The organism is Kitasatospora sp. NPDC001309 (genome assembly GCF_042896295.1).
Taxonomy (GTDB): domain Bacteria; phylum Actinomycetota; class Actinomycetes; order Streptomycetales; family Streptomycetaceae; genus Kitasatospora.
The window spans coordinates 21,150-47,224 of record NZ_JBIAXC010000052.1; the positions used below are offsets into that span (position 1 = coordinate 21,150).

The following is a 26,075-nucleotide window of genomic DNA, read 5'->3' on the forward strand; positions in this document are numbered from 1 at the left end:
GTGCCGCGCCCGCCCGGATGGAGGGAGATACGAGGTGACCCTGCGATGGGAGGCGTTCTTGGAGCGCGTCCGGGAACGCGGCGAGTACACCACCGCCCAAGAGGCCGAGCGCGCGGCCCGTGTCGTGCTCGCCCTGCTCGGCGCACACCTGGTCGGACAGGTCCGTGCCGAACTCGCGGCCAGGCTGCCCGAGACCCTCGCCCTGGTCCTGCTCAACCCGCTGCAGGCCGCCGAACCGCTCACCGCGGAACGGTTCGTGCGCGCAACCGCTGCCTGGATCGAGGGCGCCACCGAAACCACCGCCGTGTGGGACATCGGCGCCGTGCTGTCCACGACCGCCGACGCCGCGGGCGACGACCTCATGGAGCGCATCCTGTTCCAGCTGCCGCCCGGCTACGACGTCCTCTTCGGCCGGCCCCAGCCCGGCCGGCGGCCCTGACCCACGCCTGCCGCCCCAGAAGCGGCCTGCCACGTACGGAAGGCACTCGACATGACCTGGCACCACCTCGTCCAGCGGGTCCGCGACCTCGGCCGCTACGACAGCGACCGGGAAGCCGAACACATCCTCGACGCCGTTCTCGGCATACTCGGCTCCCAGCTCACCGGCGACGAACGCTGCGACCTGGCCGCGGCCCTGCCCGAACGCGCCCGTGCCGCCCTCGTCGCCCCGATCCCCCTGACCGAACCGGTCACCGCCCCCGCCTTCGTCGAAGCCCTCGCCCGCAACCTGAACACCACCCTCGCCGGCGCCCGCTGGGACGCCTCCTGCGTCCTTGCCGCACTCACCGACCTCGCCGGCGAGGAGCTCACCGACCGCCTCCTCGCCTACCTCCCCCGCGGCTACGCGCTCCTGTTCGGCCGCGCCGACCTCGCCCCCGCCGCCGCCTGACCCCGTACCGGCCAGGACGGCCGAAGATCCGTACCACGCGCATGAAAGGGCGAATACCGGTTAAAAAGGTGACGAATGGGCGGTGCTGATGGGCCGCCCGGCGGACGACTGGAGGAACCGATGAGTGACCTGTCGAACAAGGCGCAAGAACTGGCCGGCAAGGTGAAGGAGAAGGCCGGCGAGCTCACCGGTGACGAGGAGCTCAAGGGCGAGGGCCAGGCCGACCAGGTGGAGTCGAAGGTCAGGCAGGCCGCCGACGACGTCAAGGACGCAGCGCAAGCCGCGGCCGACCGGGCAAAGGGCGCCCTGAAGCGCACCGACTGACGACGGAAAGGAGCACCGTCATGGCCGTGTTCCTGGTCATTCTGCTCATCGCCGTGGTGTTCGGCTTCGTCGGCGCCTTGGTGAAGGGCCTGCTGTGGCTGCTCGTGATCGGCGCCGTGCTGTTCGTCGCCGCCCTGGTGCTCGGGGGCGTGCGCCTGGGGCGCGGGCGGAGCTCACGCAGATAGCGCCGAGCCGGGGGTGACCCGTGACGGCACGACAGCGCAGGCCGCGCTGTCGTGCCGCAGGCGCGTCCGGACGCTTCCCCCGCACCGCTTTCAGCGGGAAGCACGAAGGGTGAGCCGCCGGACAGCTGGCGGCTCATCCGTTCCGAGACGCCGCCCCGGTGCCGGGTAGCGTGGCCGGTGTGGGCCGTGCCGGGTTCTGCGGCGCGGGAGGAAGAGGGGCGGGCATCCCGCCGGGTTGGAGAGCTGCGGTGTCGCGTCGTTTCGACTGCTCGGATTCCTTCGAGCGTGCCAGGGGTTTGCGCGAGGCTGGTTCGGCGGTGCGTCGGGGTGAGCTTGTCGTGCTGCCCACGGACACCGTCTACGGCGTGGGTGCCGACGCGTTCAGCCCCGACGCCGTCGCGCGGCTGCTCGATGCCAAGGGTCGGGGCCGGCAGATGCCCTCCCCGGTGCTGGTCGCCTCCCCGCAAGGTCTGGACCTCCTGGTCGACGACCTGCCGCCGCACGCGCGGGACCTCGTGGACGCGTTCTGGCCGGGCGGGCTGACCCTGGTCGCCCGCCACAAGCCGTCCCTGGAGTGGGACCTCGGCGAGACGAACGGCACCGTGGCGGTGAGGATGCCCGCGCACCCGGTCGCCCTCGACCTGCTCGCGGAGACCGGGCCGCTGGCCGTGTCCAGCGCCAACCTGACCGGGCACCCGTCCCCGCAGGACTGCGGTGCCGCACAGGGCATGCTCACCGACTCGGTGGCCGTCTACCTGGACGCGGGCCCAACGCCCGCAGCCGTGCCGTCCTCGATCGTGGACATCACCGGCACGGCCCCCGTACTCCTGCGCGCCGGCGCGATCAGCGCCGACCAACTGCGCAAGGTCGTCCCGGACCTTACGGAACGCTGAACAGCCGGGTCATGCCACCTCGTCGGCAGGCGGGTCGGTGGCCGCGACCGCGCCGCACTCGTCTGATGTCCTCCATGGGCGATGCGGTACCTGCCGCCGGTGTGGGGCAGTCCGAAGTCGCCCTGCAGGATCTTCGCCCGGGGGAGATCCAGACGGGTGGGCCGTGCGGGTGCGGCGTGCGGCTGGGGCGTCGGTGGGCGGGGCGAAGAGAGCGGAGAGCTTCAGGCGCTCCAAGGCATGGAGGATCTGGCTGCCTAGGGCAGGGTGACGTGCTCCTGCCGCGACCCGACCTGGAAGGGGTCGGGGTCTCGCTCCCAGGGCGGCCCGCGGTGAGCACCTGCCGCTCACCGCAGGCCGGTCTCGTCGGCCTGGAGGGCGGGTCAGGTGTCGGCGGTGGGCTCTTGGCGCTGTTGGGAGAGGCGGAGTTGTTCGTTGAGGCGCAGGGCTTCTTCGAGTTGGTCTTCAAGGATGACGATGCGGCAGGCGGCTTCGATGGGGGTGCCCTGGTCGACGAGGTCGCGGGCTCGCATGGCGATGCGTAGCTGGTAGCGGGAGTAGCGGCGGTGGCCGCCGTCGGAGCGTAGGGGGGTGATGAGGCGGTGTTCGCCGAGGGCTCGTAGGAAGCCGGGGGTGGTGCCGGTCATCTCGGCGGCGCGTCCCATGGTGTAGGCGGGGTAGTCGTCGTCGTCGAGTTTGCCGGGTGTGTCGGGGCTGGCCGTTGTAGTCACTGCACCTCTCTGGTTCTCGGGGAGAACGCGTCGAGGGGCCCCGGGGCCGTGTCGGCTCCGGGGCCCCGAAGGGGAACAACACCATCTACCGGCCTGGGCCGGTCCTTCTACTTCCGCACTGCCGCAAAGTAGGGGCGTGCGGGGATCGCGTATGCGTGACCGGAAACCACCGTCCTTGCCTTGGGGTCTGCGGTGTCCGCCCGGGCGAGTGTTCACGGGCCGGGCGATCCTGATGGCGCTTGCGCCCTCCGTTCATCCTCTGTACTGAACTGTCACTTTCGTACTGCTGGTACTGCACCTGCTGAACTGCGTACTGCTGGTCGGTGGCCGTGTAGGCCCACCTGGTCCGGCAGCAGGGGCCCGCCGGCCGCCCCGCGTCTGCGGTGGCCTGGAACCCCACTGCCCGGACCCCTCGGCACGCGCGCCCGCAGTCTGGGCGCCTTTGCCGAGACCGTGCCTGTCTTGCGACTGCCGGTCCTGCACTCACTGAACTGTGTACTGCTCGATACCGCTGGTGGCGGCCCCTGATGCCTGCGGGCCGCCCGGTCCAGCAGCCAGTCCCGTCGCCGTCCTGCACCTGCCTGGCTTCGGAACTCCACTGCCGGACCGAACTGCGAACTTCGGTCCAACAATCCGGCCAGTTCGTGTCTGGCCGGTATCGCCGACTGCTGTCTACGAGAGAAACGTTAGACCCGCCCGCGAGCAATGTCTACTTCGGCGCGGATAGATTTTGCGGCGCCGGTGAGTGAGGTAGTCGCGCGCTGCGCGGCGGCAACCCCCGAGCCGCCGCCGCGCGCCCGAAGTGCCCGGCGGGACTGTGCAGGGAGGCGGGATTGGAAGAGCTGGTGCCGAAGTCATCGGAGACGGCCCGGGGCGGACAGACGGATCACGGGCTCGGAGGAAGCCGCAGCCACCGGTCGACCTGCGGACTCCCGGGTGCCTCATGCGAGTGAAGTCCGCTGGGATCCGAGCTGGTCACATGGAGTGAAGGGGTCAAGCGGTTCGGTTCGTGAGCTGCGCGGGGCGGCCGGGGCGCCGCCGACCGCGCGGGGCGTCTACCGGGCGGCGAGAACGGTAGGAGTGATCCGGCTTGTCGTGGGTCAGCCGGCTGTGGCCCACTGGGTGGCCTGTGCGCGCAGAGGGGAGACGACGGCGGCGTAGCAGCTCCCGGGCAGGTCGGTGACCCAGTCGAAAGTGTCGAGGGTGATGCCGTGCTGAGCTGCGGCCTGGAGCATGTCGGCGAGCAGCGCGGTCGCGGCTGCCCTGTCCTGCTCGGTGCCGTGGTCCGGGCGACGCTCGGCGGCGGCATCGACGCGGTCGGCAAGGTCGCGGTGCCTGGCCACGGCGCGGTAGCACGTGCCGGGCAGGTCGGTGACCCAGTCGAAGGCGTCGAGGGTGATGCCGTGCTGAGCTGCGGCCTGGAGCATGTCGGCCAGTAGCGCGGTCGCGGCTGCCCTGTCCTGCTCGGTGCCGTGGTCCGGGCGACGCTCGGCGGCGGCATCGACGCGGTCGGCCAGCGTGCGGTTCCTGCGGTCGGTGTACTCGTACACGTGCGGATGTCCTTGGTCGGTCGGGTGTCTGTCGGCGGTGGCCGGAGTCCGTTGCCGGCTGCCGAAGCGATGGGAGCGGTGCTGCGGGCTGCATTCCTGCGGCGGTGATGCGCACGGATCGAGAGCACTCGCGCGCACGCCCGGCGCGGTTCAGGCGCGCGGGTGCTGCAGGCCCTGGCGGTCCTGGCCGGGTGCGGGTGCGGCCCGCTTTGCACTGCCGACAACGGCGAGCCGCACCCGCGGACGGCTACAGGCTGTGGGTGAGGTGGTCGGTCAGGAGGCGGGTGAACCGGGCCGGGTCGGGCAGGTCGCCGCCCTCGGCGAGCAGGGCGCTGCCGTGGACGAGTTCGGCGATGTCGGTGAGGACCGGGTCGTCGGACCTCGCCCCGTGGGCCCGGTGCAGGGCGGTGATCAGGGGGTGGGTGGGGTTGAGCTCCAGGATCCGCTTCACGGTGGGGAGTTCCTGGCCCATGGCCCGGTACATCTTCTCCAGGGTGGGGGTCAGGTCGTGGGCGTCGCCGACCAGGCAGGCGGCGGAGGTGGTGAGCCGGGTGGAGAGGCGGACCTGCTTGACGTGCTCGGCCAGGGTGGCCTGCAGCCAGGTGAGGAGGGCGGCGAAGTCCTCCTCGCGCCGGGCCTTCTGCGCCTTCGCCTCGTCGCCGCCGTCGGTGTCGGCGTCGTCGCCGAGGTCGACCTGGCCCTTGGCGATGGACTGGAAGCGGTGGCCCTCGAAGGCGGGGACCTGGTCGGTCCAGACCTCGTCGACGGGGTCGGTGAGGATGAGGACCTCGTAGCCCTTGGCGGTGAATGCCTCCATGTGCGGGGAGTTCTCCACCATGGCCCGGTTCTCGCCGGTCAGGTAGTAGATGGTGTCCTGGCCGTCCTTCATCCGCGCGACGTACTCGCGCAGCGTGGTCGGCTTCTGCGCGTCGTGGGTGGAGGCGGCCGAGACCAGGGGCAGCAGCGCGTCAGTGTTGTCGCGGTCCTCCAGCAGGCCTTCCTTGATCACCCGGCCGAACTGCTCCCACGCCGTGGCGTAGGCCTCGGGGTTGGCGGCCTGCATGTCCTTGAAGGCGGTGAGGACCTTCTTGACGAGGCGCCGGCGGACCGCGGTGATCTGGCGGTCGTGCTGGAGGATCTCGCGGGAGACGTTCAGCGACAGGTCGTGGGCGTCGACGACGCCCTTGACGAAGCGCAGGTAGTTGGGCATCAGCGCGTCGCAGTCGTCCATGATGAACACGCGCTTGACGTACAGCTGCACGCCCCGCTTGGTGTCGCGGGAGAACAGGTCGAACGGGGCGTGGGCGGGGATGAACAGCAGCGCCTCGTACTCGAAGGTGCCCTCGGCGCGCATGTGGACGGTCTCGGCCGGGGCCTGCCAGTCGTGGCTGATCTGCTGGTAGAACTCGTGGTACTCCGCCTCGGACACCTCCGAGCGCGGGCGTGCCCAGAGCGCCTTCATCGAGTTCAGCGTCTCCAGCTCGGGGGCGGCCCTGTCTCCGGTGGCGGGCTCAGTGCCCTCCTCGGCGGCAGGCTCGTCGGTGCCGGCGTTGCTGGTGGTTTCGGTGGCCATGCGGATGGGCCAGCGGATGAAGTCCGAGTACTGCTTGACGATCTGGCGGATCTTCCACGCCGCGAGGTAGTCGCCGAGCCCGTCCTCGCCGTCCGCCGGCTTGAGGTGCAGCGTGACCGAGGTGCCCACCGGCAGGCCCTCGGCCTGCGCGATGGTGTAGGTGCCCTCGCCGTCGGACTCCCAGGCGGTGCCCTGCTCGGTGCCGGCCCGGCGGGTGTGCAGGGTGACCTTGTCGGCGACCATGAACGCCGAGTAGAAGCCGACTCCGAACTGCCCGATCAGGTGCTGCGCCGCGTCCGCGTCCTTGGCCTCCTTGATCTTGGCCAGCAGGCTGGCGGTGCCGGACTTGGCGATGGTGCCGATCAGTTCGACGACCTCGTCGCGGGTCATACCGATGCCGTTGTCCCGCACCGTCAGGGTGCGGGCCGCCCTGTCGACCTCCAACGTGATGTGCAGGTCGGAGGTGTCGACGTCGAGATCGGTGTCGGTGAGGGATTCTAGGCGGAGCTTGTCGAGGGCGTCGGAGGCGTTGGAGATCAGCTCACGCAGGAAGATGTCCTTGTTCGAGTAGATCGAGTGGATCACCAGCTGCAGCAGCTGGCGGGTCTCCGCCTGGAACTCCAGCGTCTGGGTCGGGCTGGCCACGGGAGGTGTCTCCTTCGGTGGAAAGGGTTCGGGTCGGGTCAAGTCGCCGGGGCAGGCCGGGCGGGTGTGCCGCGCGGTCGGCTCCGGGGGTATTCAGATGCGGCTGAGGGGCTGGTAGGGCTGTTCGGGGCGGGCGGTGCCGGGTCGGGCGGTGCCGTAGCAGGACAGGAAAAGCTTCCAGCCGTCGCGGCATTCCAGCGTGGCGCCGTATCGCACCGCCGGCGGATCCGGGCGTGTGCTGTACCGGTCGACGCGAACAACGTCGCTGGACGCGCCGTCGGCCGTCGCGGCGGCGACCAGGGCCTGCTCGACGAGGGCAACCGCAACAGGCCGGCCCGTCAGGTCCGGCACCTGCGTCTTCTCGGTGGCAGTACCAGCGGGGGCCTGGGCGGGGGCGGAGCCGCTGGCACCGGTGATGCTCCACCACACCTGGCCGCCCCCGTCCAGGGTCACGGCCAGTCCGTAGGGGCTGTCGTCGCCGCGCCTGTCGGCGGCGGCGATGCCCGGGATCTCGGGGGTGCGTGTGATCAGCAGCTGCTGCAGGTCGGCTGGAGTCATGGGCGTCGGCTGGGATCGGAGTACGGATGGTCTTCACATGAGGGCCCGCGGCGTCGGCCGTCGCTCTGCCTGCCGGGGCGGGCCTTCGACTTTGGAGCGGGTCAGCTGTGCGTAGGCCGCGGCCCGGATGGGGCGCTACCGGGGGTGGTCACGGACCGGCCGGGGGTGTGCGGCGCTGCCGTCCGCTGTCGGCCCGCAGCTGGCCGGTTCGGGTGGTGAGCTCGTCGAGGCGGCCGGCGATCGTCGGGTGGTCCGCTTCCAGGAAGGGCCGGGTCTCGGCGAGCGGGGCGAGCAGGCGGGCGGGGTCGTTGTCGCCGAGCGCGTCCAGCAGGCGTTCTATGGCGGGCGCCGCCGAGGCGGTGAGGCCGTCCAGGGCGCCGATCTGCCCGGCGAGGCGGCGCAGGTCCGCGGCGTTGTCGCGAGCCCAGGTGGTCACCGCGCGGTCGGCGGCACGCTGGTCGCGGACCGCCTGGACGCGCTGCTCGCCGGTGCTGCCAGCCTCGGTGCCGGCGTCGGCGTTCGGGCGCATGCGCAGGTAGCGGCGCTCGGCGGCCTGGCGGCTCTGGACGCCCATCGGTTCGGCAAGGTCGGCCCAGGTGGCGCCGGCCCCGCGAGCGGTCTCGATCAGACCGCTCTCCCAGCCGGCGAGTTCCTCACGCAGGTGACGCAGCAGCAGGAGCGCTGACAGCGCACCGCCCGGGTCGTGCTGGCCCGCGTCGTCCGGAGGTGCGTGGCGAGCGGTGCGGGCAGCGGCGTCCATCATGCCCAGCGCGGCAGCGGCGGCCAGGAACGAGGCCGGGCCGACCCCGGCCGTGCCGGTGTCCTGCGTATCCATGTCGTCACTCTTTCGCTGACTGGGTGTTTGTCATCGTCTGGATGACATGCTACAACGGTTCGTGTCGCACCGCACCGGTGCGAACAAGAGCTTCTGGACCGGAGGTGTCCGACGATGTCCATGCGCACTGCGGTGACCCACCAGGCGCCCCCCACAGCCGGGTCGCGGCCGGCCCCGATTCCGATGGACGCCTGGCGCGAGGACGACCGTTTCGTGATCGCGCTCGATGTGCCCGGCGTCCCGCTGGAGGCGATCGAGGTCGAGGCACTGGGGCGGATGGTGACCGTGAAGGCCGAACGCCGTCCCGCCCCCCGCGGTGAGCACGCGCGCACCCAGCTCGCCGAGCGCTCCCACGGGGCGTCCGAGCGCCGGATCCACCTGGCCGAAAGCCTCGACCCGGGCCGTATCACGGCCCACCTGCAGGACGGCGTCCTGACCCTCACCGTCCCCACCGCCTCGGCCTCCCGGGCCCGCAAGATCACCATCCGGGCCGGCGAGGCCGGACAGCCGTCGCCCGTGGAGAGCGGACAGGCCGTCCCCGCAGCGGCGTGACCTGACCCCGCGCGAGCCGACACCATGCCGATCAGGGTTCCGTACCAGCTGTGGGCCCGACTTGGTCGCAGCCCTTCGGCTCGCGGCACGGCAGACCGGAGTTGGACTTGTCACGCATGGTCTTCGCCCTAGCCGGGCGGCCCGGTGCGTCGCCGTCGGTAATCGCGCTGTGGCAGCGACCAACAGCCCGCTCCACACCCCGCCCCTCGGTGGCCTGTCCACGGAAGGCCACCGACGCCGGAGCCCTGACTCCCCAAGACGCCTTGCCATCCGCCATGTCATCTATTCGGCGACATGTCACTGACAGGTGACATGCCTGAGCGGATGCGTGAGCGCGTCGAAGTCGCCCGTTGATACGACGAGGAGGTACTCGACAATGTTGATGCGCACTGACCCCTTCCGCGAGCTGGACCGTTTCACCCAGCAGTTCTTCGGCACGACCGGCACGTGGTCGCGACCGTCCGCGATGCCGATGGATGCCTGGCGCGACGGCGACACGTTCTACGTCCAGTTCGACCTCCCCGGCGTCAGCCCCGACGCGATCGACCTGGACGTCGAGAAGAACACGCTCACCGTCAAGGCCGAGCGCCGCCCCGCGCAGCGCGGCGACAACGCCGAGGTCCAGCTCTCCGAACGCCCCCTCGGCGTCTTCTCCCGGCAGCTGTTCCTCGGCGACGCCCTCGACACCGAGCACATCACCGCCTCCTACGAGGCAGGCGTACTCACCCTCACCATCCCGGTCGCCGAGACCGCCAAGCCCCGCAAGATCCACATCAGCGGCGGCAGCGACCACAAGGAACTCCAGGCCTGACCCCCCCATCGGCCTGGTGCCCCAGAGGAAACCGTGCCGCGCGGGCGGAACACCCCCGCCGCCCGTGCGGCACCCCTGACCCGCGCCGTGCGCCGAATCGCGCAGGAGAGGCTGTTCAAAGCAGCAAGCTGATCAGCTGCTAGAGCCGCACTTTGCGGGGCGCCAGTTCAGATCCCCGCCCGGAAGACCGTCCTCGCAGCGTACGCCGACGTCCGGATACAGCTGCCGCAACTGCCGCACCGCTGCGTCGGAACCTGCCCTCAAAACCGCACGACCGCTGATCGAATGCCGTTGGGCGGTCGCGTCGCGCTGCGGCACCCGACGGCCAGGTCGCTACCCGAGGTGTCCACGGGGTGACCTAGCCGCCGGGTGGCGGCGACTACGAGGTGGCGGTGAGCGGCAGCCCGGGGAAGACGCGCTTCGGCCCGTCCGGTTCGGCGGCCGCCATGCCGTCTACCGCCGGCCACCCCACGAGCAGTTCGCTCGCCGTGCGGGTGTTCGCGGGATCGGCCGCGGCGGTCATCAGGTCGGCTGCCTCGGCCTCGCCGGTGTGCGGCGGGACGACCAGCAGATCCAGGCGCCGAGGTGCGTAGGAGCGCACCATGACCTCGTTCTCGTCCTGCTCCTGGAGGAACCAGCCGCCGTGGACCACGTGGCCGGCGACGGGGATCAGGCGGGGGATCACGGGCCAGTGCGTGGGGTTCAGCACGACGCGCGTGACACGCCCCCACCGCGCATCCAACTCAGCCGCCAGCGAGGGTAGTTCGGTGAGGAGATCGTGCGAGCGCGGCCACCATGCTCCGTCCAGGCGGCCTCGGGAGGCGCCGTCGGGGGTGAGTGAGAGCCGGAGGGCCGGTGCAGCACCCGGCTGTGCGGGTACCTCAGCGAGTTGCAAGCGGTCGAGGGTGACAGTCATGTCATGGACCCGTCTCCGAGCCCACGCACGTGGGCCCGGGATTGGTGGTCGCCGGAGACGAAACCAGTATCGGGGCCAGTTCACGAAGTGCCTTCGGTAGGTCCAGCCTACTCCGACACAGTGTCAGACCCACTATGGCAGGAGCCGGGGCACGGCCGGAGAACATGTCGACGGCGAGGCCGGCGTCACCTTCCTCGGCCGAGCCGGCGCGGCAGGTGCCCACAGCGCAGTGGAAGCCGCCACGTCGGCGCCGGCCGCTGCTCCTAGAGGCTGAAGAGACCGATGGCGTGGCCGTCGTGGTCGACCACCGGCCAGGTGGTCAGGCCGCGGGCGCGCATGGCGTTGGCCGCGCCGTCGGCAGGCATGTCGGGGGTGGCGAACGGGGCGCGGTCGAGGGCGATGTCGCGCACGGCGGTGCGTTCGGTGTACCAGGATCGGGCCTGGAACGGCGCGAGGTGCAGGCGGGTGAGCAGCCCGGCGCAGCGGCCGTCGTCGTCGCGGACCAGGACGTGGTCGGCGCCTGAGCCGTTCAGGATGTCCATCGCGGTGTCGGCGGTGACGTCGTCGCTGATCTGCAGGTCAGGGGTGGTCATGAGGTCGCTGACCGTGGTGGTGGCCGTGGGGCGTTCGAGGGTGGTGGTCATGGGCGGACTCCTTCGCGTCGCTCCCGCCGGTGGTGGCGGCGGTCCGGGTGCTGCGGTGGGGTGCGGTGTCCTAGGCGGCGAGGACGACTCGCTTCGGTGCCGCGCTGCGCGAGCCGGCGGCGGTCCGCGGGGTGCGGCCGGCCTGGGTGGGACGGCCGGCCTGGGTGGGTCGGCCGCGGCGGTTGCGGCTCGCGGAGGGCCTGCGGCGCGGGCGTTCGACGACGGGGTCGGCGATCACGGTGGGGATGCCGGTGGGCACGCGGGCGCCCGTGATCCGGGCCAGCTCCTCGTCGCCGGCGCTGACCCTGGTGGTGACGGGGGTGATGGCGGCGGTGGCCATCATGCGGGCCATCTCACGGCGCTGGTTGGGCAGGACCAGGGTGACGACGGTGCCGGACTCGCCCGCACGGGCCGTGCGCCCGCCGCGGTGCAGGTAGTCCTTGTGGTCGGCCGGCGGGTCGAGGTTGACGACCAGGTCGAGCCCGTCGACGTGGATGCCACGTGCGGCGACGTTGGTGGCGATCAGTGCGGTGACCTGGCCGTTGCGGAACTGCTCCAGGGTGCGGGTGCGCTGCGGCTGGGACTTGCCACCGTGCAGGGCCGCTGCCTTCACGCCGTTGGCGAGCAGGTCCTCCACGAGGCGGTCCGCGCCGTGCTTGGTGTCGGTGAACATGATCACGCCGCCCTCGCGGGAGGCGATGTGGGCGATCGTGGCGTTCTTGTCGAAGTTCTGCACGTGCAGCACGTGGTGTTCCATCGTGCTGACGGCTCCCGCGGACGGGTCCACGGAGTGGGTGACGGGGTCCTTGAGGAAGCGGCGCACCAGGCGGTCGACGTTGCGGTCCAGGGTGGCGGAGAACAGCATCGTCTGGCAGCCGACAGCGACCTGGTCGAGGAGCTCGGTGACCTGCGGCAGGAACCCCATGTCGGCCATCTGGTCGGCCTCGTCGAGCACCGTGATGCCGACCCCGTCGAGCTGGCAGTCGCCGCGCTGGATCAGGTCCTTGAGCCGGCCGGGCGTGGCCACCACGACCTCCGCGCCACGGTTCAGCGCTTGGGCCTGGCGACCGATCGACATGCCGCCCACCACGGCCGCCATCCGCAGGCGTACCGCGTGGGCGAAGGGGGTGAGCGCGTCGGTCACCTGCTGCGCGAGCTCGCGGGTGGGCACCAGCACGAGCGCCAGCGGGCGGCGCGGCTCGGCCCTCTGCCCGGCGATGCGGGCCAGCACGGCGAGACCGAACGCGATGGTCTTGCCGGAGCCGGTGCGGCCTCGGCCGAGGACGTCACGCCCGGCCAGCGAGTTCGGCAGGGTTGCGGCCTGGATCGGGAACGGCGCGGTGACGCCCTGGCGGGTCAGCACCGCCAGCAGCGCCTTCGGCATCCCCAGCTCGGAGAACGACTCGACGGCCGGCAGCGCCGGGGTGGTGCTGACCGGCATCGCGAACTCGCCCTGCGGGGAGGAGTTCTGACGGCCACCCCGCCCGGAGGAGCTGCGGCCGCCGGCCGGCCGGTCACCGTAGAAGGAACTGCCGCCGGAGCGGGATCCGTAGGCGGCGGCGCCGGAGCGGGAGTTGGAGCTCTGGTAGGAGGAGCGACGGGAGCGGTTCATGTGGAGACCTTCCTCAGGGCGGCACGTCACGAGGAAGGCTCCGCAGCGCGGGGCGCCGGCGGAGACCGCAAGGGAACGAGCCAGAACGTGTGAAGAGCGGGGCGTGGACGGAAGAACCGTGCGGCACGTCACCTGCGGTCGGCGCTCACCGAAGATCGGGAGCGCGAACCTCGAACCGTGGGATCTCACGGCAGGGCGCCGATCCGGACGCGGCGCTGGGCGTCTCGCGTGGGGATGGCCGCCAGTGGCGAAGCCAGGGGGCCTGAACGGCCGGGGGTGTGTAATGCGGAGGGGCCCGCACCGAGCGTGTACGCGGTGCGGGCCCCTCGCTGCCAGGCGGGTGCCTCAGCAGAAAAACTACAGCGGACGAATGTTCTCGGCCTGAGGGCCCTTCTGGCCCTGCGTGACGTCGAACTCGACCTTCTGGCCCTCGAGCAGCTCACGGAAGCCGTTGGCGTTGATGTTCGAGTAGTGGGCGAAGACGTCAGCGCCGCCGCCCTCCTGCTCGATGAAGCCGAAGCCCTTTTCCGCGTTGAACCACTTCACAGTGCCATTAGCCATAAAGAAATCTCCTTCAAGGGGCTGTCCGAAGCGCGCACAGTGCGGGCCTCGAGTGCCGCGATGATGACCCACCCGGGGAAGAGCCGGGAAACAGAAATGCGCCCGCGAAACATCAGCAGGCGCACACAAAGTTCATGGGAACCACTACTGCAACTAAGACGACTCTAGCAGGCCCCGGCCTTCCGTGGTGGATTATTTCACTCCCGGTATTTCGGTGGCCTCCCCTCGGGCCCGCCGCCCCCGAGTCGCCAGGGACGCCAACGCGCCCTGTGGGGATGGTCGTTGACGGCATAGCGCTGTCCGGGGCGGTGGCTCCACTGGCAGTGCGACATGGACGAGCCTCGAGGCGAGCCGCGTGGACTCTCGCCATTTCGGCCCCGGCTCGGCCCCGCCACCGGTTCCGGTGGCGACAGGGGACGGCACGATTCGAATTCCGACCCGTCCGCGCTCGAGTTCCACCGAAAGGCCCCGCTCCCGCGATTTCCGGCGCATACTGCAAGGAATGACGAAATCAGCAGCAGTCCGCCGGCCCCTGCCCACCAGCCCCTTCAAAGTCCGCGCCCAGGCGCCGCTCAAGCGGTTCGCCGTCGGCGACCGAGTCACCCACGACCGCTACGGGCTGGGCCGGGCCATCGGCGTCGAAGGCGACGGCGACATCGCCGTACTCGTCGACTTCGGATCAAGGCAGGAACGCATCACCCAGCCGTACGCCGCGATGTTCAAACTCTGACCCCGGGCGCCCCGCGCTTCGCGGCCGATCGTGCCGCACCGCTCGCGGGTGGTCCCTGCGCCGAGGCGACGGCGCACCGTTGCCTCGGCATCATCTGGGGGCTCTTGCCCCGGCCATTGACCGCCGCGCAGCAGCCGGCCTGCCTTCGCGGCAGCGGGGACCCGTCGAAGCCCGGCCGCGTAGGCCGGCGACACCCCGCGCGCACTGCAGTCACCGCCTTGAGGCGGACTCCCGGACACCGACCGCCGTGTCCTAATCTGGGACTCATGTCGAACCCTGACGGGCTGCTCGTCGACATCGCCGCGATGGTCGAGTCCGAGCACACCAACCAGATGTCCTTGACCGTGGTGGTCCCCGGTGCAGTGATCACCGGCAGGCTCGCGCCGATTTCCCTGTGGTGGGAGCGGGTGGCGGAGGTCCTCCAGGCCTCTGAGCACCTGAAGCCGTTCGCCGCCCTCTTCGCGCCGCCCGCCGAAGGCCCGCCCGTGCGGCCCACGCACCTGCACCTCCACCGCGCGAAAATCCTGCAGGGCAACTTCGCCCTGCCCCACACCGGCGGCATGTACCGCATCGCCATCGAGGACATCAGCAGCTGGACGATCGGGGACCTCGGTTACTCCGACAGCTGAGACGGTGAGTAGGAGGCCAAGTGCCCGCTTCGAGGCTGGAAGCCGGGTGAGGCGGGCCGGTCGTGAGTCCGATCGCCAGGCTGTGAGCGGAGCGAGGAGTCGGGCCCGCGCCAACCTGCGGTCTGGAAGCCGCTGGAGCGTCACCCCGGCTCCAGGTCGGCCCGGGGGGCGCTGAGCCTGACCGGCGGAGACCTGCCGCAGTTCGCTTCGGCAGGCGGCGGCGGTCAGGTCACCGCGGTCGTACGGGAGTGCGTAGCCACACGGGAGTTGGGTCAGCAGGCGGCACATAAGGCGCTCGCCGTCGAGGCTGGTGAGGGCGGCGCCGGTGTGCCGGCGGGTGGCTTCGGTGGTGGTGTCCAGGGGCTGGGGGAGGGGGATCTGCGAGGCGAAGGCGGTCTCAAGTGCACGTCGGAGTGCGTCCGAGACCGCGGCGGGGGCCGAGTGTTGCGGGGCGGACTGTCAGCGCAGGGCGCGTCGGTGCCTGGTCGAGCGCACGGCGAGGAAGGCCACGTCGGCGACGAGGAGCACGATGCCGATGACGAGCAGGTAGATCAGCCCGTGGACGACGGCGCCGACGAGGCCGAGCACGATGGCGATGAGGACCACGAGGAGGAACAGGGCCATGACATGCCTCCTTGGTCGGGTGATCGGTCAGCGCCGGGCGAGCTGGCGCTCGCCTGCGGCGCCGCTCTGGTAGGCGAGGTTGTAGTGCCGGAAGACCGCTTCCTCGTCCTCGGCGGGCAGGACGTCGTCCGTGCCGATCGCGGGGCAGTCCTTCACCAGGGCCTTGTCGTAGACGACCTTGACGTATCCCGGACCCACCGTTGCTCCGTCGAGGGGTACGAAGACCAGGCGGTGGCGGGTGGGCAGGCCGACCTGCACGGTGGCCATGGCCGCCTCGTCGGTGCTGGTGTCCACGTAGATCGCCTCCAGCGTGCCGATCTTGTGGCCCCCCGTGTCCACGACGTCGTGGGTGCGCCACTCGCGGATGTCCCCTACCTGGATCATCGAGGCTCCCTTCACGCCGCTGTGCCGGGCGCGGGCCGGGCCCGTGGCTGGTGATCTGCATCTCCCAGGGTGCCCCGTCTGCGGGCGGACACCAACTCCCGCGCCCGTTCAAACCACACCAGCAGTCGGCACCCCTCCTCCGCGCCGGACCGGGCGGGCGGACCTGGTCGCGCTGCGGCGGGCAGGTCGCTGGCCAACGCGTCGCGCAGTGCGTACAGCGCCGCAGTGTCCGCGCACTCCGCCAGGTTCGGCAGAAGCTCCCGGATGCGATCGTCGTCGCCGGCGCGTACCGCCGCCACGATCGCGGTGATGACGGCGTCTACCCGGCTCGGGCCGTCCTGGCCCGCTGGTCTTGATCCGGGGCGCCGCGGTGCCGGGCCGGCTACCGGGGTACCGACGGACGGTCGCCGTGGCACCGGGCGGTGTCGATGGCGTCGCGCAGGGCGGGCAGGTCGGCGATGGTGGCCTGTTCGGCGAAGCGGGCCAGCAGCCGGCGCAGGACCCGTTCGTCCTGGTCGCGGACGGCTTCGCGGATGGCGGCCACCAGCGACGCCTTGGTATGCGGGTCGGGGGTGCGCCCGTGCGGCGCGGTCTGCCGCCCTTCCACTGTTCGCCTCCCGTTCGATCCGTTCGCGCTCCTGAGCCGCTGAGCGTGGCTTCCTCCGTCATGCGGCTGCGCCTGCGGGCCCGGTCCGTCCGGCCCCCGCGCGGGACGGAGAATACCTCCCCGGCGGACACGGAAAAATCTGTGCTCGCTGGAGTAGACATTGCCTGGTGTCGTGGCTAGTGTTTCTCTCGTAAACGCGGTCAAGTGGTACCCGCCAGACACGAACTGGCGGGCAGTAGTACGGAAGTTCGCAGGTCGGCACGGTGGCAGGGTCCTGAAGCCAGGATGGTGCAGTAAGGCGACAGGACCGGCGGCCGGGCCGGGCGGCCCGCAGTGATCAGGGGCCCGCCAACGAGCGGTACTGCGGTAGATGCAGGTGCAGTACCGGCAAGTGAAGTTGAGTCGAGCAGTACCAGCAGTCGCGGTACGCGGTATCCCAGTGAAGGCGCCAGGCTGCGGGCGCGCGTGCTGGGAGTCCGGCAGTGGGGTTCCAAGCCGAGCAGGTGAGCAGGACGGGCGACGGGGCTGGCTGTCGGACCAGGCAGTTGAAGTTCAGCAGTACCGAGCAGTTCGCCAATCAGTCAGTACAGAGGATGAACGGAGGGACAGAGCGCCATCAGGATCGCCCGGCCCGTGAGGTATTCGCCCGGGCGGACACCGCAGACCCCCTTTTGAGTACGAGGACGGTGGTTTCCGGTCACGCATACGCGATCCCCGCACACCCCCACCCCTGGGGAGTTGCGGAACAAGGAACCCGGCCCAGGCCGGTAGATGGTGTTGTTCCCCCTCGGGGCCCCGGAGCCGCAATGGCGCTGGGGCCCCTCGACGCGTTCCCCAGGAACCAAGAGAGGTGCAGTGACTACGACGACCGACAGGCCCCACACCCCAGACAACCTCGACGACGACGACTACCCCGCCTACACCATGGGGCGCGCCGCCGAGATGACCGGCACCACCCCCGGCTTCCTGCGCGCCCTGGGCGAGCAGGGCCTCATCACCCCACTTCGCTCCGAGGGCGGCCACCGCCGCTACTCCCGCTACCAGCTGCGCATCGCGATGCGAGCCCGCGACCTCGTCGACCAAGGCACCGCCATCGAGGCCGCCTGTCGCATCGTCATCCTCGAAGACCAACTCGAAGAAGCCCTGCGCATCAACGAACAACTCCGCCGCTCCCAGCACGGCCAGAAACCCGCCGCCGACACCTGACCCACCTGCCGCCCTGCGGTGAGTGCCAGGCGCTCATCGCACGCCGCCCCGATCGCTGGTCTGCCGCGCTGGCGGGGACCAGTGCGGGGACGCCCGGAAAGGCCGCCCGCAGCCATCCCCGGAGTTCACGCCCGGGGTGTCTGCAACCGTTCTGCCCGGTCATGACGCGTGCCCCGCGGCGGCGCCACGGGCCAGGCATGCTTCTCCTTGGTCGGACCATGCTTACGCCCCCCACAGCGGGCGTGCCCGCCCTCGCTCCGCGACCGCCCGCGTCATGAGCGCCGTATCCGTGGACGCCGAACAACCCTGTCAAGGTCCGTGCTCCTTGCGGGCCGGACCGCACAAGCCGCGCGCCAACCGCGCAACTGCGCCGTCCCACCTCGCTCTTGACCTGGCCGCGCCCGCCTGCCGGCAGTGCGCCGGGGCGTGCGGGTGCTCCGCCAGAGCGCTCGGCCCGCTACGGCGGGACTGCGCCCCCGCACGCGGGCTGTCAGGTCAGGCGTCCGCGTGCTCGGGCGGCCCAGGTGCTGCGCGCGAGTCCCGACCCTGCGGCGACGACCCTCGCGTCCAGTGGGGTCGTCACCGAACTGCTCGTCCAGTCGCGGCCCCGCGCCCGTGCTGTCCGCCCTGTGCCTGGCCCAGAGCACCTGCCGGGAAGCGCTCTACTGCACGTCCCTCATGCCGGCGCGGCCCGATGACGGCAGGCTCCGCTGCTTGGCGAGCACGAGTGACACCTCGTCTGAGGTGGCGTAGTGCCGGTAAGAGATCGAACCCGTTGGGTCGGGAGCCCCGAGTGATGGCTACTGAGAGTAGCGAGATGGCGTACTGCCCAGCGCCGGCAAGGGCAAGGAGTCATCATCGTGAGTTCGATCTGTCCGTGCTCATTTCACACTCATTTCACATCACGAGCCCCAGAGGTACTGCAGTCGACCCCTTTCCGCGCGTTTCCGCAGGTCAGGACCCTGCCTGACCTGCGGAAACGATGAGAGATCAAACCGCATTTCCGCAGGTCAGAGGCACCCCTACAGGTCGTAGTAGAGCTCGAACTCGTGCGGGTGGGGCCGGAGGGCGATCGGGGCGATCTCGTTGGTGCGCTTGAAGTCGATCCAGGTCTCGATCAGGTCCGGGGTGAAGACGTTGCCCGCCAGGAGGTACTCGTGGTCGGCCTCGAGGGCCTCCAGGACGGCGGGGAGGGAGGAGGGCACCTGGGGGACGTTGGCGTGCTCCTCGGGGGCGAGCTCGTAGAGGTCCTTGTCGACGGGCTCCAGCGGCTCGATCTTGTTGCGGATGCCGTCGAGGCCGGCCATCAGCATGGCGGAGAAGGCCAGGTACGGGTTGGAGGACGGGTCCGGGGCGCGGAACTCGATGCGCTTGGCCTTGGCGTTGGAGCCGGTGATCGGGATGCGGATCGCGGCCGAGCGGTTGCGCTGGGAGTAGACCAGGTTGACGGGCGCCTCGAAGCCGGGGACCAGGCGGTGGTAGGAGTTCACCGACGGGTTGGTGAAGGCCAGCAGCGAGGGGGCGTGCCGGAGCAGGCCGCCGATGTAGTAGCGGGCGGTGTCGGAGAGTCCGGCGTAGCCCTGCTCGTCGTAGAAGAGCGGGGAGCCCTCGGTCCACAGCGACTGGTGGACGTGCATGCCCGAGCCGTTGTCGCCGAAGATCGGCTTCGGCATGAAGGTGGCCGTCTTGCCGTTCCGCCAGGCGACGTTCTTGATGATGTACTTGAACAGCATCAGGTCGTCGGCCGCGTGCAGCAGGGTGTTGAACTTGTAGTTGATCTCCGCCTGGCCGGCGGTGCCGACCTCGTGGTGCTGGCGCTCGACCTCCAGGCCGGACTTGGCCAGCTCCAGGGACATCTCGGCACGCAGGTCGGCGAAGTGGTCGACCGGCGGGGTGGGGAAGTAGCCGCCCTTGTACTTGACCTTGTAGCCGCGCACGTCGCCCTCGGCGGCGCCGCTGTTCCAGGCGCCGGCCTCCGAGTCGATGTGGTAGAAGGACGCGTTGGCGCTGGTGTCGAAGCGCACCGAGTCGAAGACGTAGAACTCGGCCTCGGGCCCGAAGAACGCGGTGTCGGCGATGCCGGAGGAGGCGAGGTAGGCCTCGGCCTTCTTGGCGACGTTGCGCGGGTCGCGGCTGTAGGCCTCGCCGGTGACCGGGTCCTGGATGAAGAAGTTGATGTTGAGGTGCTTCTCGACCCGGAAGGGGTCGAGGCGTGCGGTGGCGAGGTCCGGGACCAGGGCCATGTCGGACTCGTGGATGGCCTGGAAGCCGCGGATCGACGAACCGTCGAACATCAGGGTCTCGGACGGATCGAAGGTCGCCGCGGGTACGGAGAAGTGCTGCATGACGCCCGGCAGATCACAGAAGCGGACATCGACGAACTTCACGTCGTTGTCCTGGATGAACTGCTTCACTTCGGCGGCGTTGTTGAACATCCATCCTCCTCGGCTCGCGAATTGGGCTCACCCTAGGAATGGGTCGTTTCCAGTCGGTGACCCGCTCGTTTCCTAGATGTTAACCGCGACCGCCGAATGGGCGGCAAAGGCCTACGGGACGGGGCAAATCGCCCCGCCGACCTGGGGGTCCTCCGGGAAATGGTCTGGACCACAGGTAAGCCCGGTGAGTGGGATTCACCCGGTCGTGGAGCTGCCCGGTTCGAACCCGGTCCGAGGTCGGCCACGGGGTCGGTTCGGGGCCGGGACCGCGCCCCGCCGGGAGGGGAGCCGGTGCCGGTCCGCGGCGTGAGCCCGGTTAGTGTGGATTCGTGGACACCAGAGAAGCGTTGGGATCGTGGATCGACGGCCCCAAGGCGGCCGCCGAGAAGATGGGCGCCGACTTCGGCTACCGCGGCGAGCGCCTCGGACTGCCCAAGGAGGGCCCCGGCTCGATCGCCGGCCCCGGCCGACGGATCGGCGCCGTGTTCGTGGACGGCTGGCTGGTCTCGCTGGTCTCCTTCGGCCTGCTCGCCAAGGGCGACACGGCCGAGGCCAACCTGTGGACCCTCCCGCTCTTCTTCCTGGTCGCGGTCCTGCTGCTCTCCACCACCGGCACCACCCTCGGCAAGCGGCTGTTCGGCCTCCGGGTGATCCGCCTGGACGGGCGCCGCGCCACCATCCCGCAGGTCCTGCTGCGCACCGTGCTGCTGTGCCTGGTGGTGCCGCCGCTGGTCTGGGACCGCGACACCCGGGGACTGCACGACAAGGCCGTCGGCACCGTCGAGGTCCGGATCTAGCGGAGGTTCGGCGCCGGCGGAGCCCCGGAGCCCGAGAACCCCGGAGCCCCAGGAAGTCGGCGAGAAGCCGGAAAGCAGTCGGAGAGAAGCCGGAAACGTCGAACGGCCCCGCCCCGGAGGTTCCGGGGCGGGGCCGTTCCGCGTTGTCAGCGGAGGGGAGGTCAGCGGGCCTGGCCGCCCTTGGGCATCCGGGCACCCTTGGGCATCGGGCCCTTGGGGATCGGCGCCTTGGAGAGCAGGTCGCCCAGCGCGCGCAGACGGTCGTTGGTCTCGGTGACCTGGGCGGCGGTGATCGCGCGGGGCAGCCGCATCAGGTGGATCTGCAGCTTCTTGAGCGGGATCTCGCCCTCGCCGGTGCCCACCACGATGTCGTGCACCGGGATGTCACCGACCACGCGGGCCATCTTCTTCTTCTCGGAGGCCAGCAGCTGGCGCACCCGGTTGGGGTTGCCCTCGCCGATCAGCGCGATGCCGGCCCGGCCGACGGCGCGATAGACCGCGTCCTGGCTGCGGGTGACCGCGACCGGGGTGGAGTTGGAGCTCCAGCCGCGCCGGATGTTGTTCAGCACCGCAGCTACGGCGCCCGGCTGCCCCTCCATCTGCCCGAACGCGGCGCGTTCGGCCCGGCGCCCGAAGACGATCGCCATGGCCAGGACGGCCACGATGAAGCCCAGGATGCCCAGATAGACGGGGTGGTCGATCGCGAAGCCGATGGCGAGGAACACGCCGAAGGTCAGCAGGCCGACGCCGGCGATGATCAGGCCGATCTTGGTGTCGACCTTCTTGGTCATGGTGTACGCCAGACGGATCTGCTTCAGCCGTCCGGGGTTCTCGGATGTTTCCCTCGCCATAACGCTCATGGTACGTGGCACGGGTACGGGATATCCAAGCCCGGGTACCCGTTCGCCCGAACCGTGACCCGTCCGCCCACACGCCGTCGCGCACAGCGACGGCCGGACTCACCGTCCCGCGGAGCGCGCCCCCGTCGCGCCGCCCACCCCGCCCACCCCGGCCGCCCCGCCCGGCGGGCCGTCGTGCCGACGGTCCGCCGCGTGCCGACGGTCCTCGCACACCGCCGCCCAGGCGTTGCGCCGCGCGTGCCGCTGGCCGGGGGCCAGCAGGACGCTCTCGGCGAACCGCAGCGCCACCCCCACCGACCGGATCCGCATCCGCATGCCGAACAGCTCCTCTCGTGGCTGAGAAGAATCGAACGCCCACCAGGCGTCCATCGTCCCCACCCCGTGTTACCAGCCCGTGACCAGGCAGTCAAAGCGCGGTGAAACCCGGAAGGGCGGAGCCGAGGCTCCGCCCTTCCGATGGCGCAAACAAATCAAACAGATCAAACAGCTCGAGCAGCTCGCACGGCCCGGGGCCGACGGCGAGGTCGGACCGCGAGGTCAGACCGCGGCCTGCTCGCGCTTCTCCAGCGCCTGCCGGTACAGCCGCCCGGCCCGGTACGAGGAGCGCACCAGCGGGCCCGACATGACGCCGGCGAAGCCCAGCTCCTCGGCCTCCTCCTGGAGCTCGACGAACTCCTGGGGCTTGACCCAGCGCTCCACCGGGTGGTGGCGCAGCGAGGGCCGCAGGTACTGGGTGATGGTGATCAGCTCGCAGCCGGCCCCGACCAGGTCGGCCAGCGCCTGGCTGACCTCCTCACGGGTCTCGCCCATGCCCAGGATCAGGTTGGACTTGGTGACCAGTCCGGCGGCGCGGGCCTGGGTGATGACGTCCAGGGAGCGCTCGTAGCGGAAGGCCGGGCGGATCCGCTTGAAGATGCGCGGCACGGTCTCGACGTTGTGGGCGAGCACCTCGGGGCGGGAGGAGAAGACCTCGGCCAGCTGCTCGGGCACCGCGTTGAAGTCGGGGATGAGCAGCTCGACGCCGGTGCGGCCGGTCGCGCGCTCGGCGGTCATCGCGTGCACCTGGCGGACGGTCTCGGCGTACAGCCAGGCGCCGCCGTCCTCCAGGTCGTCGCGGGCGACGCCGGTGATGGTGGCGTAGTTGAGGTCCATGGTGACGATGGACTCGGCGACCCGGCGCGGCTCGTCGCGGTCGAACTCGGCGGGCTTGCCGGTGTCGATCTGGCAGAAGTCGCAACGGCGGGTGCACTGGTCACCGCCGATGAGGAAGGTCGCCTCGCGGTCCTCCCAGCACTCGAAGATGTTGGGACAGCCGGCCTCCTGGCAGACCGTGTGCAGTCCCTCCTTCTTCACCAGCGACTGGAGGGCGTTGTACTCCGGCCCCATCTTCGCGCGGGTCTTGATCCACTCGGGCTTCCGCTCGATGGGGGTCTCGCTGTTGCGGACCTCCAGGCGGAGCAGCTTCCTGCCGTCGGGCGCGACAGCGGACACGTGCGACTCCTAGAACTAGACGGGGTACCCCCAGGGTACGCCTGTGGTTGTACGGCCTTCGCCGGGCCTGCCGCCCTGCAATCGCAGGGCAACACGGCTACCGGCCAGTAGATTCCCAGTGACTGGGGGGAGCCCGGCGTGCTCCCGGAAGACTTCAGCCGCTGAGCGAGCGACTGAGCGCCGGCTCCGGCAGCTCGGCGAAGACGGCCTGGAGGTGCCGTTCGACCGACGGCAGCGCCTCGCTCACCGGGAAGTCCCGGCCCAGCTCGCCGGCCAGCGAGGCGACGCCCGCGTCCCGGATGCCGCACGGCACGATCTTGTCGAAGTACGTCATCTCCGGATCGCAGTTGAGCGCGAAGCCGTGCATGGTCACCCCGCGGGCGACCCGCACGCCGATCGCGGCGAGCTTGCGGTCGCCGCCGCGCTGCCCGGCGTTGGACGGCGCGTACTCGGGCCCGGCCAGTCGCGGGTCGATGCCCAGCGGCAGGCCCATCCGCAGGGTCAGCTTGCCGATGTCGACCACCTCGGCCGGGTCCACCACGGCGTCCGGAATGTTCTCGCCGAGCACCCAGACCCCGCTGCGGCCCTCGACCCGGGTGGTTCCGATGCCGAAGTCGGCGGCGGCGCGGATCAGCGCCTCCTCCAGCCGGCGGACGTAGGCGATCACGTCGATCGGGTCGGGCAGCTTGACGATCGGGTAGCCGACCAGCTGGCCGGGGCCGTGCCAGGTGATCTCGCCGCCCCGGTTGACCTCGACCACCGGGGTGCCGTCCAGCGGCAGGTCGGCGGGGTTGGTGCGCTTGCCCATGGTGTAGACGGGCGGGTGCTCCAGCAGCAGCACGGTGTCGGGGATCTCGTCCGCGACCCGCAGCGCGTGCAGCCGCTGCTGTTCCTCCCACGCCTCCTCGTACGGGACGACGTGCTCGCCTATGCCCATTCGAACGAAACGTACGTTCTCGCTCACCGCTGCCGCTCCTTGCCAGGCGTTCGAGACCAACCTCGCCACTGTACGCCCACGCCCGCGTCACCCGTTCGGCCGCGCCCCCACCCGCCTCCACCTGCCCCCACCCGCCCCGGCACCCCTGTCAGCCGCCACCACCCCCGGCCAGCAGTTGCAGGCGCAGCGCCAGCTGCAGCTCCAGCGACCGCTCCGGCTGGTTCCAGCCCCCGCCGAGCAGTGCCTCGACCCGGTCCAGCCGCTGGACCACCGTGTTCACGTGGACGTGCAGCTCGTCCTTGGCCCTGGTCAGGCTGCCGCCGCAGTCGAAGTAGGCGCGCAGGGTGCGGACCAGCTCGGTGCCGCGCTTGGCGTCGTAGGCGAGCAGCGGGCCGAGCGCGCCGCCGACGAAGCCGTCCACGTCGTGGCCGTCGCCGAGCAGCACCCCGAGGAAGCCGAGCGCGCCGGCCGAGGCGCCCTCCCCGGCGCGGCCGAGCACCCGCAGGGCCCGTACGCAGCGCAGGCCCTCGTCGTACGAGGCGGCCAGGGCGGCCGGGCCGGCGGCGGGGCGGCCGGCGCCGACGGTGACGGCGAAGCCCGCCAGCCGGGCCAGCCGTTCGGCGGCCCGCCGGGCGGTCTGCTCCGGGTCCTCGGCGCAGCCCGGGGCGACGGGCACCAGCAGTGCGACCGCCTCGCCGTGCTCGGCGCTGACGCCGCGGGATCCGAACAGGTACCGCCGCGCCGCGCCGGCCAGTCGCCCCCGGTCGTCGCCGTCGCGGTCGGCGGGTTCGGCGGCCAGCGCCAGGTGCGGCCGGGCGAGGTCGACCCCGAGCCGGCGGCCGCGGGCGGTGAGCCCGGCCGGGTCGCGGTCGGGGGCGGTGAGCAGGTCGGTGAGCAGTTCGCCGCGGACCCGGTTCTCGGTCTCCGCGACCGAGCGGCGCAGCAGCAGGACCAGCGCGGTCACCACGCCGGCCCGTTCGAACAGCCGCCGGTCGGGGTCGTCCAGGTCGGGCCGGCCGCGCAGCACCAGGGTGCCGAGCAGGTCGTGCCCGGCCAGCACCGCGCACACCCAGAGCCCGTCGTGCCGTACGGACCGGCCCTCGGCCCGGGAGGCGGCCACCGCGTCGGCGAGTTCGGCCGCGGCGGCGGGCGGTCCGGCGAGCGGTTCGCCCTCGGCGTCCAGGACGGTCGTCTCCCCGTCCAGCAGGTGGGCGACGGCGGCGGCCACGTCCGACACCTCGGCGCCGCGCAGCACCAGGTCGGTCAGCCGGTCGTGGGCCTGCTCGGCGCGCTGGACGGCGGCGGAGTGGGCCCGGACCAGCTCGTTGGCGGCGTTGAGTTCGGCCAGCGCGGCCCGGGTGTCGGCCAGCGCCGCGGCGGTGTCCAGGGCGATCGCGGCGTGCGCGGCCAGGGTGCAGAGCAGCGCGACCTCGTCGGGGGAGAAGGCGCGCGGCGAGCGGTCGGCGGCGAACAGGACGCCGATGACGTCGCCGCCGAGCAGCAGCGGTACGCCGATGATCGCCACCAGGCCCTCGTCCAGCACGCCCGCGTCGATCGTGCCGGTGTGGTGGAAGCGCTCGTCGGCGCGGTAGTCGGGGGTGGCGTAGGGGCGGGCGGTCTGGGCGACCAGCCCGCCGAGGCCGTCGCCGAGGCTGAGCCGCAGGGTCTGGAACAGGACGGAGACCGAGCCGTCGGTGACCCGCATGTAGGTGTCGCCGGCGGCCTCGTCCGGCAGGGTCAGGTAGGCGGTGTCGGTGCCGAGCAGCATCCGGGCGCGGCGGACGATGGCCTGCAGCACGGTGTCCAGGTCCCGGGACGCGGCGAGGTCTCCGGCGGTGTCGAACAGTGCCGTCAACTCGGCTTCCCGGCGCCGGTGCTGACGCAGGGTGCGGTGCACCCGCAGGGCCTGCCAGGTGGCGTCGTCGATCTCGGCGAGGACGCCGGCCGGCGCCCCGCGGCGGCGGGCGTCGGCCAGCACCTCGGCGAAGTCCTCGGTGGCGGAGCCGGAGGCGAGCAGGTCGAGCAGCCGTCGCAGCGCGGGCGCGGCGCTCTCGTCGGGGCGGTTCATCCGGTCATCCGGGGTGGTTCATGGTGCGGGC

General features: G+C 71.2%; 29 protein-coding genes. 11 read left to right on the top strand and 18 right to left on the bottom strand.

The genetic code is table 11. From position 1 onward, the window contains the following. Positions 1 to 34: 34 nt before the first annotated feature. From ACFY2K_RS36110 to ACFY2K_RS36130, 5 genes are all read left to right on the top strand, one after another. The gene (locus ACFY2K_RS36110) at positions 35 to 439 is read left to right on the top strand and encodes a DUF2267 domain-containing protein (protein WP_380528134.1); all 405 of its coding nucleotides are present in this window, start codon (positions 35 to 37) and stop codon (positions 437 to 439) included. Positions 440 to 490: 51 nt separating this feature from the next. Continuing rightward, the gene (locus ACFY2K_RS36115; protein ID WP_380528137.1) at positions 491 to 889 is read left to right on the top strand and encodes a DUF2267 domain-containing protein; all 399 of its coding nucleotides are present in this window, start codon (positions 491 to 493) and stop codon (positions 887 to 889) included. A 120-nt stretch (positions 890 to 1,009) separates the two neighbouring features. Beyond that, positions 1,010 to 1,213, top strand: a complete 204-nt coding sequence (locus ACFY2K_RS36120) for a CsbD family protein (protein ID WP_380528140.1) — start codon at positions 1,010 to 1,012, stop codon at positions 1,211 to 1,213. Between the two features lie 20 nt (positions 1,214 to 1,233). Then, positions 1,234 to 1,398 (top strand): hypothetical protein, encoded by a 165-nt coding sequence (locus ACFY2K_RS36125; protein WP_380528143.1) that lies wholly within the window; start codon positions 1,234 to 1,236, stop codon positions 1,396 to 1,398. Positions 1,399 to 1,646: 248 nt separating this feature from the next. After that, positions 1,647 to 2,291, top strand: a complete 645-nt coding sequence (locus ACFY2K_RS36130; RefSeq protein WP_387716904.1) for an L-threonylcarbamoyladenylate synthase — start codon at positions 1,647 to 1,649, stop codon at positions 2,289 to 2,291. Between the two features lie 380 nt (positions 2,292 to 2,671). On the opposite strand, the gene ACFY2K_RS36135 is transcribed toward ACFY2K_RS36130, so the two are convergent. From ACFY2K_RS36135 to ACFY2K_RS36155, 5 genes are all read right to left on the bottom strand, one after another. Continuing rightward, the gene (locus ACFY2K_RS36135) at positions 2,672 to 3,019 is read right to left on the bottom strand and encodes a MerR family transcriptional regulator (protein ID WP_387716906.1); all 348 of its coding nucleotides are present in this window, start codon (positions 3,017 to 3,019) and stop codon (positions 2,672 to 2,674) included. A 1,100-nt stretch (positions 3,020 to 4,119) separates the two neighbouring features. Beyond that, a complete protein-coding gene (locus tag ACFY2K_RS36140; protein WP_387716908.1) occupies positions 4,120 to 4,569 on the bottom strand; it encodes a hypothetical protein in 450 nt (149 codons plus the stop codon). 247 nt (positions 4,570 to 4,816) lie between these two features. Beyond that, positions 4,817 to 6,787, bottom strand: a complete 1,971-nt coding sequence (htpG, locus tag ACFY2K_RS36145; RefSeq protein WP_387716910.1) for a molecular chaperone HtpG — start codon at positions 6,785 to 6,787, stop codon at positions 4,817 to 4,819. Positions 6,788 to 6,880: 93 nt separating this feature from the next. Further along, positions 6,881 to 7,345: a hypothetical protein gene (locus tag ACFY2K_RS36150; RefSeq protein ID WP_380528153.1), complete on the bottom strand. Its 465-nt coding sequence runs from the start codon at positions 7,343 to 7,345 to the stop codon at positions 6,881 to 6,883. Between the two features lie 148 nt (positions 7,346 to 7,493). After that, a complete protein-coding gene (locus tag ACFY2K_RS36155; protein ID WP_387716912.1) occupies positions 7,494 to 8,180 on the bottom strand; it encodes a type III effector protein in 687 nt (228 codons plus the stop codon). Positions 8,181 to 8,294: 114 nt separating this feature from the next. On the opposite strand from ACFY2K_RS36155, the gene ACFY2K_RS36160 reads away from it, so the two are divergent. Together ACFY2K_RS36160 and ACFY2K_RS36165 are read left to right on the top strand one after the other, a co-directional pair. Continuing rightward, entirely contained in the window at positions 8,295 to 8,732 is a 438-nt protein-coding gene (locus ACFY2K_RS36160; RefSeq protein WP_380589715.1) for an Hsp20/alpha crystallin family protein, read from the top strand. Between the two features lie 376 nt (positions 8,733 to 9,108). Then, on the top strand, positions 9,109 to 9,543 hold the full coding sequence (locus ACFY2K_RS36165; protein WP_380528161.1) for an Hsp20/alpha crystallin family protein: 435 nt from the start codon (positions 9,109 to 9,111) through the stop codon (positions 9,541 to 9,543). 379 nt (positions 9,544 to 9,922) lie between these two features. Here the strand turns inward: ACFY2K_RS36165 and ACFY2K_RS36170 are convergent, their stop codons facing one another. From ACFY2K_RS36170 to ACFY2K_RS36185, 4 genes are all read right to left on the bottom strand, one after another. Next, positions 9,923 to 10,459, bottom strand: coding sequence for a DUF5994 family protein (locus ACFY2K_RS36170; protein ID WP_387716914.1), 537 nt, complete (start codon positions 10,457 to 10,459; stop codon positions 9,923 to 9,925). A gap of 263 nt (positions 10,460 to 10,722) precedes the next feature. Continuing rightward, the gene (locus ACFY2K_RS36175) at positions 10,723 to 11,103 is read right to left on the bottom strand and encodes a CBS domain-containing protein (protein WP_387716916.1); all 381 of its coding nucleotides are present in this window, start codon (positions 11,101 to 11,103) and stop codon (positions 10,723 to 10,725) included. A 70-nt stretch (positions 11,104 to 11,173) separates the two neighbouring features. After that, positions 11,174 to 12,715 (bottom strand): DEAD/DEAH box helicase, encoded by a 1,542-nt coding sequence (locus ACFY2K_RS36180; protein ID WP_387716918.1) that lies wholly within the window; start codon positions 12,713 to 12,715, stop codon positions 11,174 to 11,176. Between the two features lie 357 nt (positions 12,716 to 13,072). After that, positions 13,073 to 13,276, bottom strand: a complete 204-nt coding sequence (locus tag ACFY2K_RS36185) for a cold-shock protein (RefSeq protein ID WP_035850027.1) — start codon at positions 13,274 to 13,276, stop codon at positions 13,073 to 13,075. A gap of 502 nt (positions 13,277 to 13,778) precedes the next feature. Between ACFY2K_RS36185 and ACFY2K_RS36190 the strand changes: the two genes are divergently transcribed. Beyond that, positions 13,779 to 14,006: a hypothetical protein gene (locus ACFY2K_RS36190; protein ID WP_387716920.1), complete on the top strand. Its 228-nt coding sequence runs from the start codon at positions 13,779 to 13,781 to the stop codon at positions 14,004 to 14,006. A 266-nt stretch (positions 14,007 to 14,272) separates the two neighbouring features. Beyond that, a complete protein-coding gene (locus ACFY2K_RS36195) occupies positions 14,273 to 14,635 on the top strand; it encodes a hypothetical protein (RefSeq protein ID WP_380589700.1) in 363 nt (120 codons plus the stop codon). Positions 14,636 to 15,094: 459 nt separating this feature from the next. Here the strand turns inward: ACFY2K_RS36195 and ACFY2K_RS36200 are convergent, their stop codons facing one another. The 3 genes from ACFY2K_RS36200 to ACFY2K_RS36210 form a co-directional block, all read right to left on the bottom strand. Further along, complete coding sequence (locus ACFY2K_RS36200) at positions 15,095 to 15,259, bottom strand: hypothetical protein (RefSeq protein WP_380528169.1); 165 nt, start codon at positions 15,257 to 15,259, stop codon at positions 15,095 to 15,097. A gap of 27 nt (positions 15,260 to 15,286) precedes the next feature. Further along, positions 15,287 to 15,643: a PRC-barrel domain-containing protein gene (locus ACFY2K_RS36205; protein WP_380528171.1), complete on the bottom strand. Its 357-nt coding sequence runs from the start codon at positions 15,641 to 15,643 to the stop codon at positions 15,287 to 15,289. Positions 15,644 to 16,025: 382 nt separating this feature from the next. Then, the gene (locus ACFY2K_RS36210) at positions 16,026 to 16,250 is read right to left on the bottom strand and encodes a hypothetical protein (RefSeq protein ID WP_387716922.1); all 225 of its coding nucleotides are present in this window, start codon (positions 16,248 to 16,250) and stop codon (positions 16,026 to 16,028) included. A gap of 924 nt (positions 16,251 to 17,174) precedes the next feature. Between ACFY2K_RS36210 and ACFY2K_RS36215 the strand changes: the two genes are divergently transcribed. Further along, positions 17,175 to 17,456 (top strand): MerR family transcriptional regulator, encoded by a 282-nt coding sequence (locus ACFY2K_RS36215; RefSeq protein WP_387716943.1) that lies wholly within the window; start codon positions 17,175 to 17,177, stop codon positions 17,454 to 17,456. Between the two features lie 1,022 nt (positions 17,457 to 18,478). Here the strand turns inward: ACFY2K_RS36215 and glnA are convergent. Beyond that, positions 18,479 to 19,891 carry a type I glutamate--ammonia ligase gene (glnA, locus tag ACFY2K_RS36220; RefSeq protein WP_375892603.1) on the bottom strand — a complete coding sequence of 471 codons (1,413 nt, stop codon included), beginning with the start codon at positions 19,889 to 19,891 and terminating at the stop codon, positions 18,479 to 18,481. Between the two features lie 329 nt (positions 19,892 to 20,220). Here glnA and ACFY2K_RS36225 point away from each other — a divergent pair, with 329 nt between their 5' ends. Continuing rightward, positions 20,221 to 20,688 (top strand): RDD family protein, encoded by a 468-nt coding sequence (locus tag ACFY2K_RS36225; protein WP_375892601.1) that lies wholly within the window; start codon positions 20,221 to 20,223, stop codon positions 20,686 to 20,688. Between the two features lie 161 nt (positions 20,689 to 20,849). On the opposite strand, the gene ACFY2K_RS36230 is transcribed toward ACFY2K_RS36225, so the two are convergent. From ACFY2K_RS36230 to ACFY2K_RS36250, 5 genes are all read right to left on the bottom strand, one after another. Next, complete coding sequence (locus ACFY2K_RS36230; RefSeq protein WP_375892599.1) at positions 20,850 to 21,539, bottom strand: DUF4191 domain-containing protein; 690 nt, start codon at positions 21,537 to 21,539, stop codon at positions 20,850 to 20,852. Between the two features lie 108 nt (positions 21,540 to 21,647). Then, positions 21,648 to 21,863 carry a hypothetical protein gene (locus ACFY2K_RS36235; RefSeq protein ID WP_387716925.1) on the bottom strand — a complete coding sequence of 72 codons (216 nt, stop codon included), beginning with the start codon at positions 21,861 to 21,863 and terminating at the stop codon, positions 21,648 to 21,650. Positions 21,864 to 22,085: 222 nt separating this feature from the next. Then, a complete protein-coding gene (gene lipA / locus ACFY2K_RS36240) occupies positions 22,086 to 23,039 on the bottom strand; it encodes a lipoyl synthase (RefSeq protein WP_375892596.1) in 954 nt (317 codons plus the stop codon). A 154-nt stretch (positions 23,040 to 23,193) separates the two neighbouring features. Continuing rightward, positions 23,194 to 23,976, bottom strand: coding sequence for a lipoyl(octanoyl) transferase LipB (lipB, locus tag ACFY2K_RS36245; protein ID WP_375892690.1), 783 nt, complete (start codon positions 23,974 to 23,976; stop codon positions 23,194 to 23,196). Positions 23,977 to 24,124: 148 nt separating this feature from the next. Next, the gene (locus tag ACFY2K_RS36250) at positions 24,125 to 26,044 is read right to left on the bottom strand and encodes a helix-turn-helix domain-containing protein (protein WP_375892594.1); all 1,920 of its coding nucleotides are present in this window, start codon (positions 26,042 to 26,044) and stop codon (positions 24,125 to 24,127) included. Positions 26,045 to 26,075: the final 31 nt, after the last annotated feature.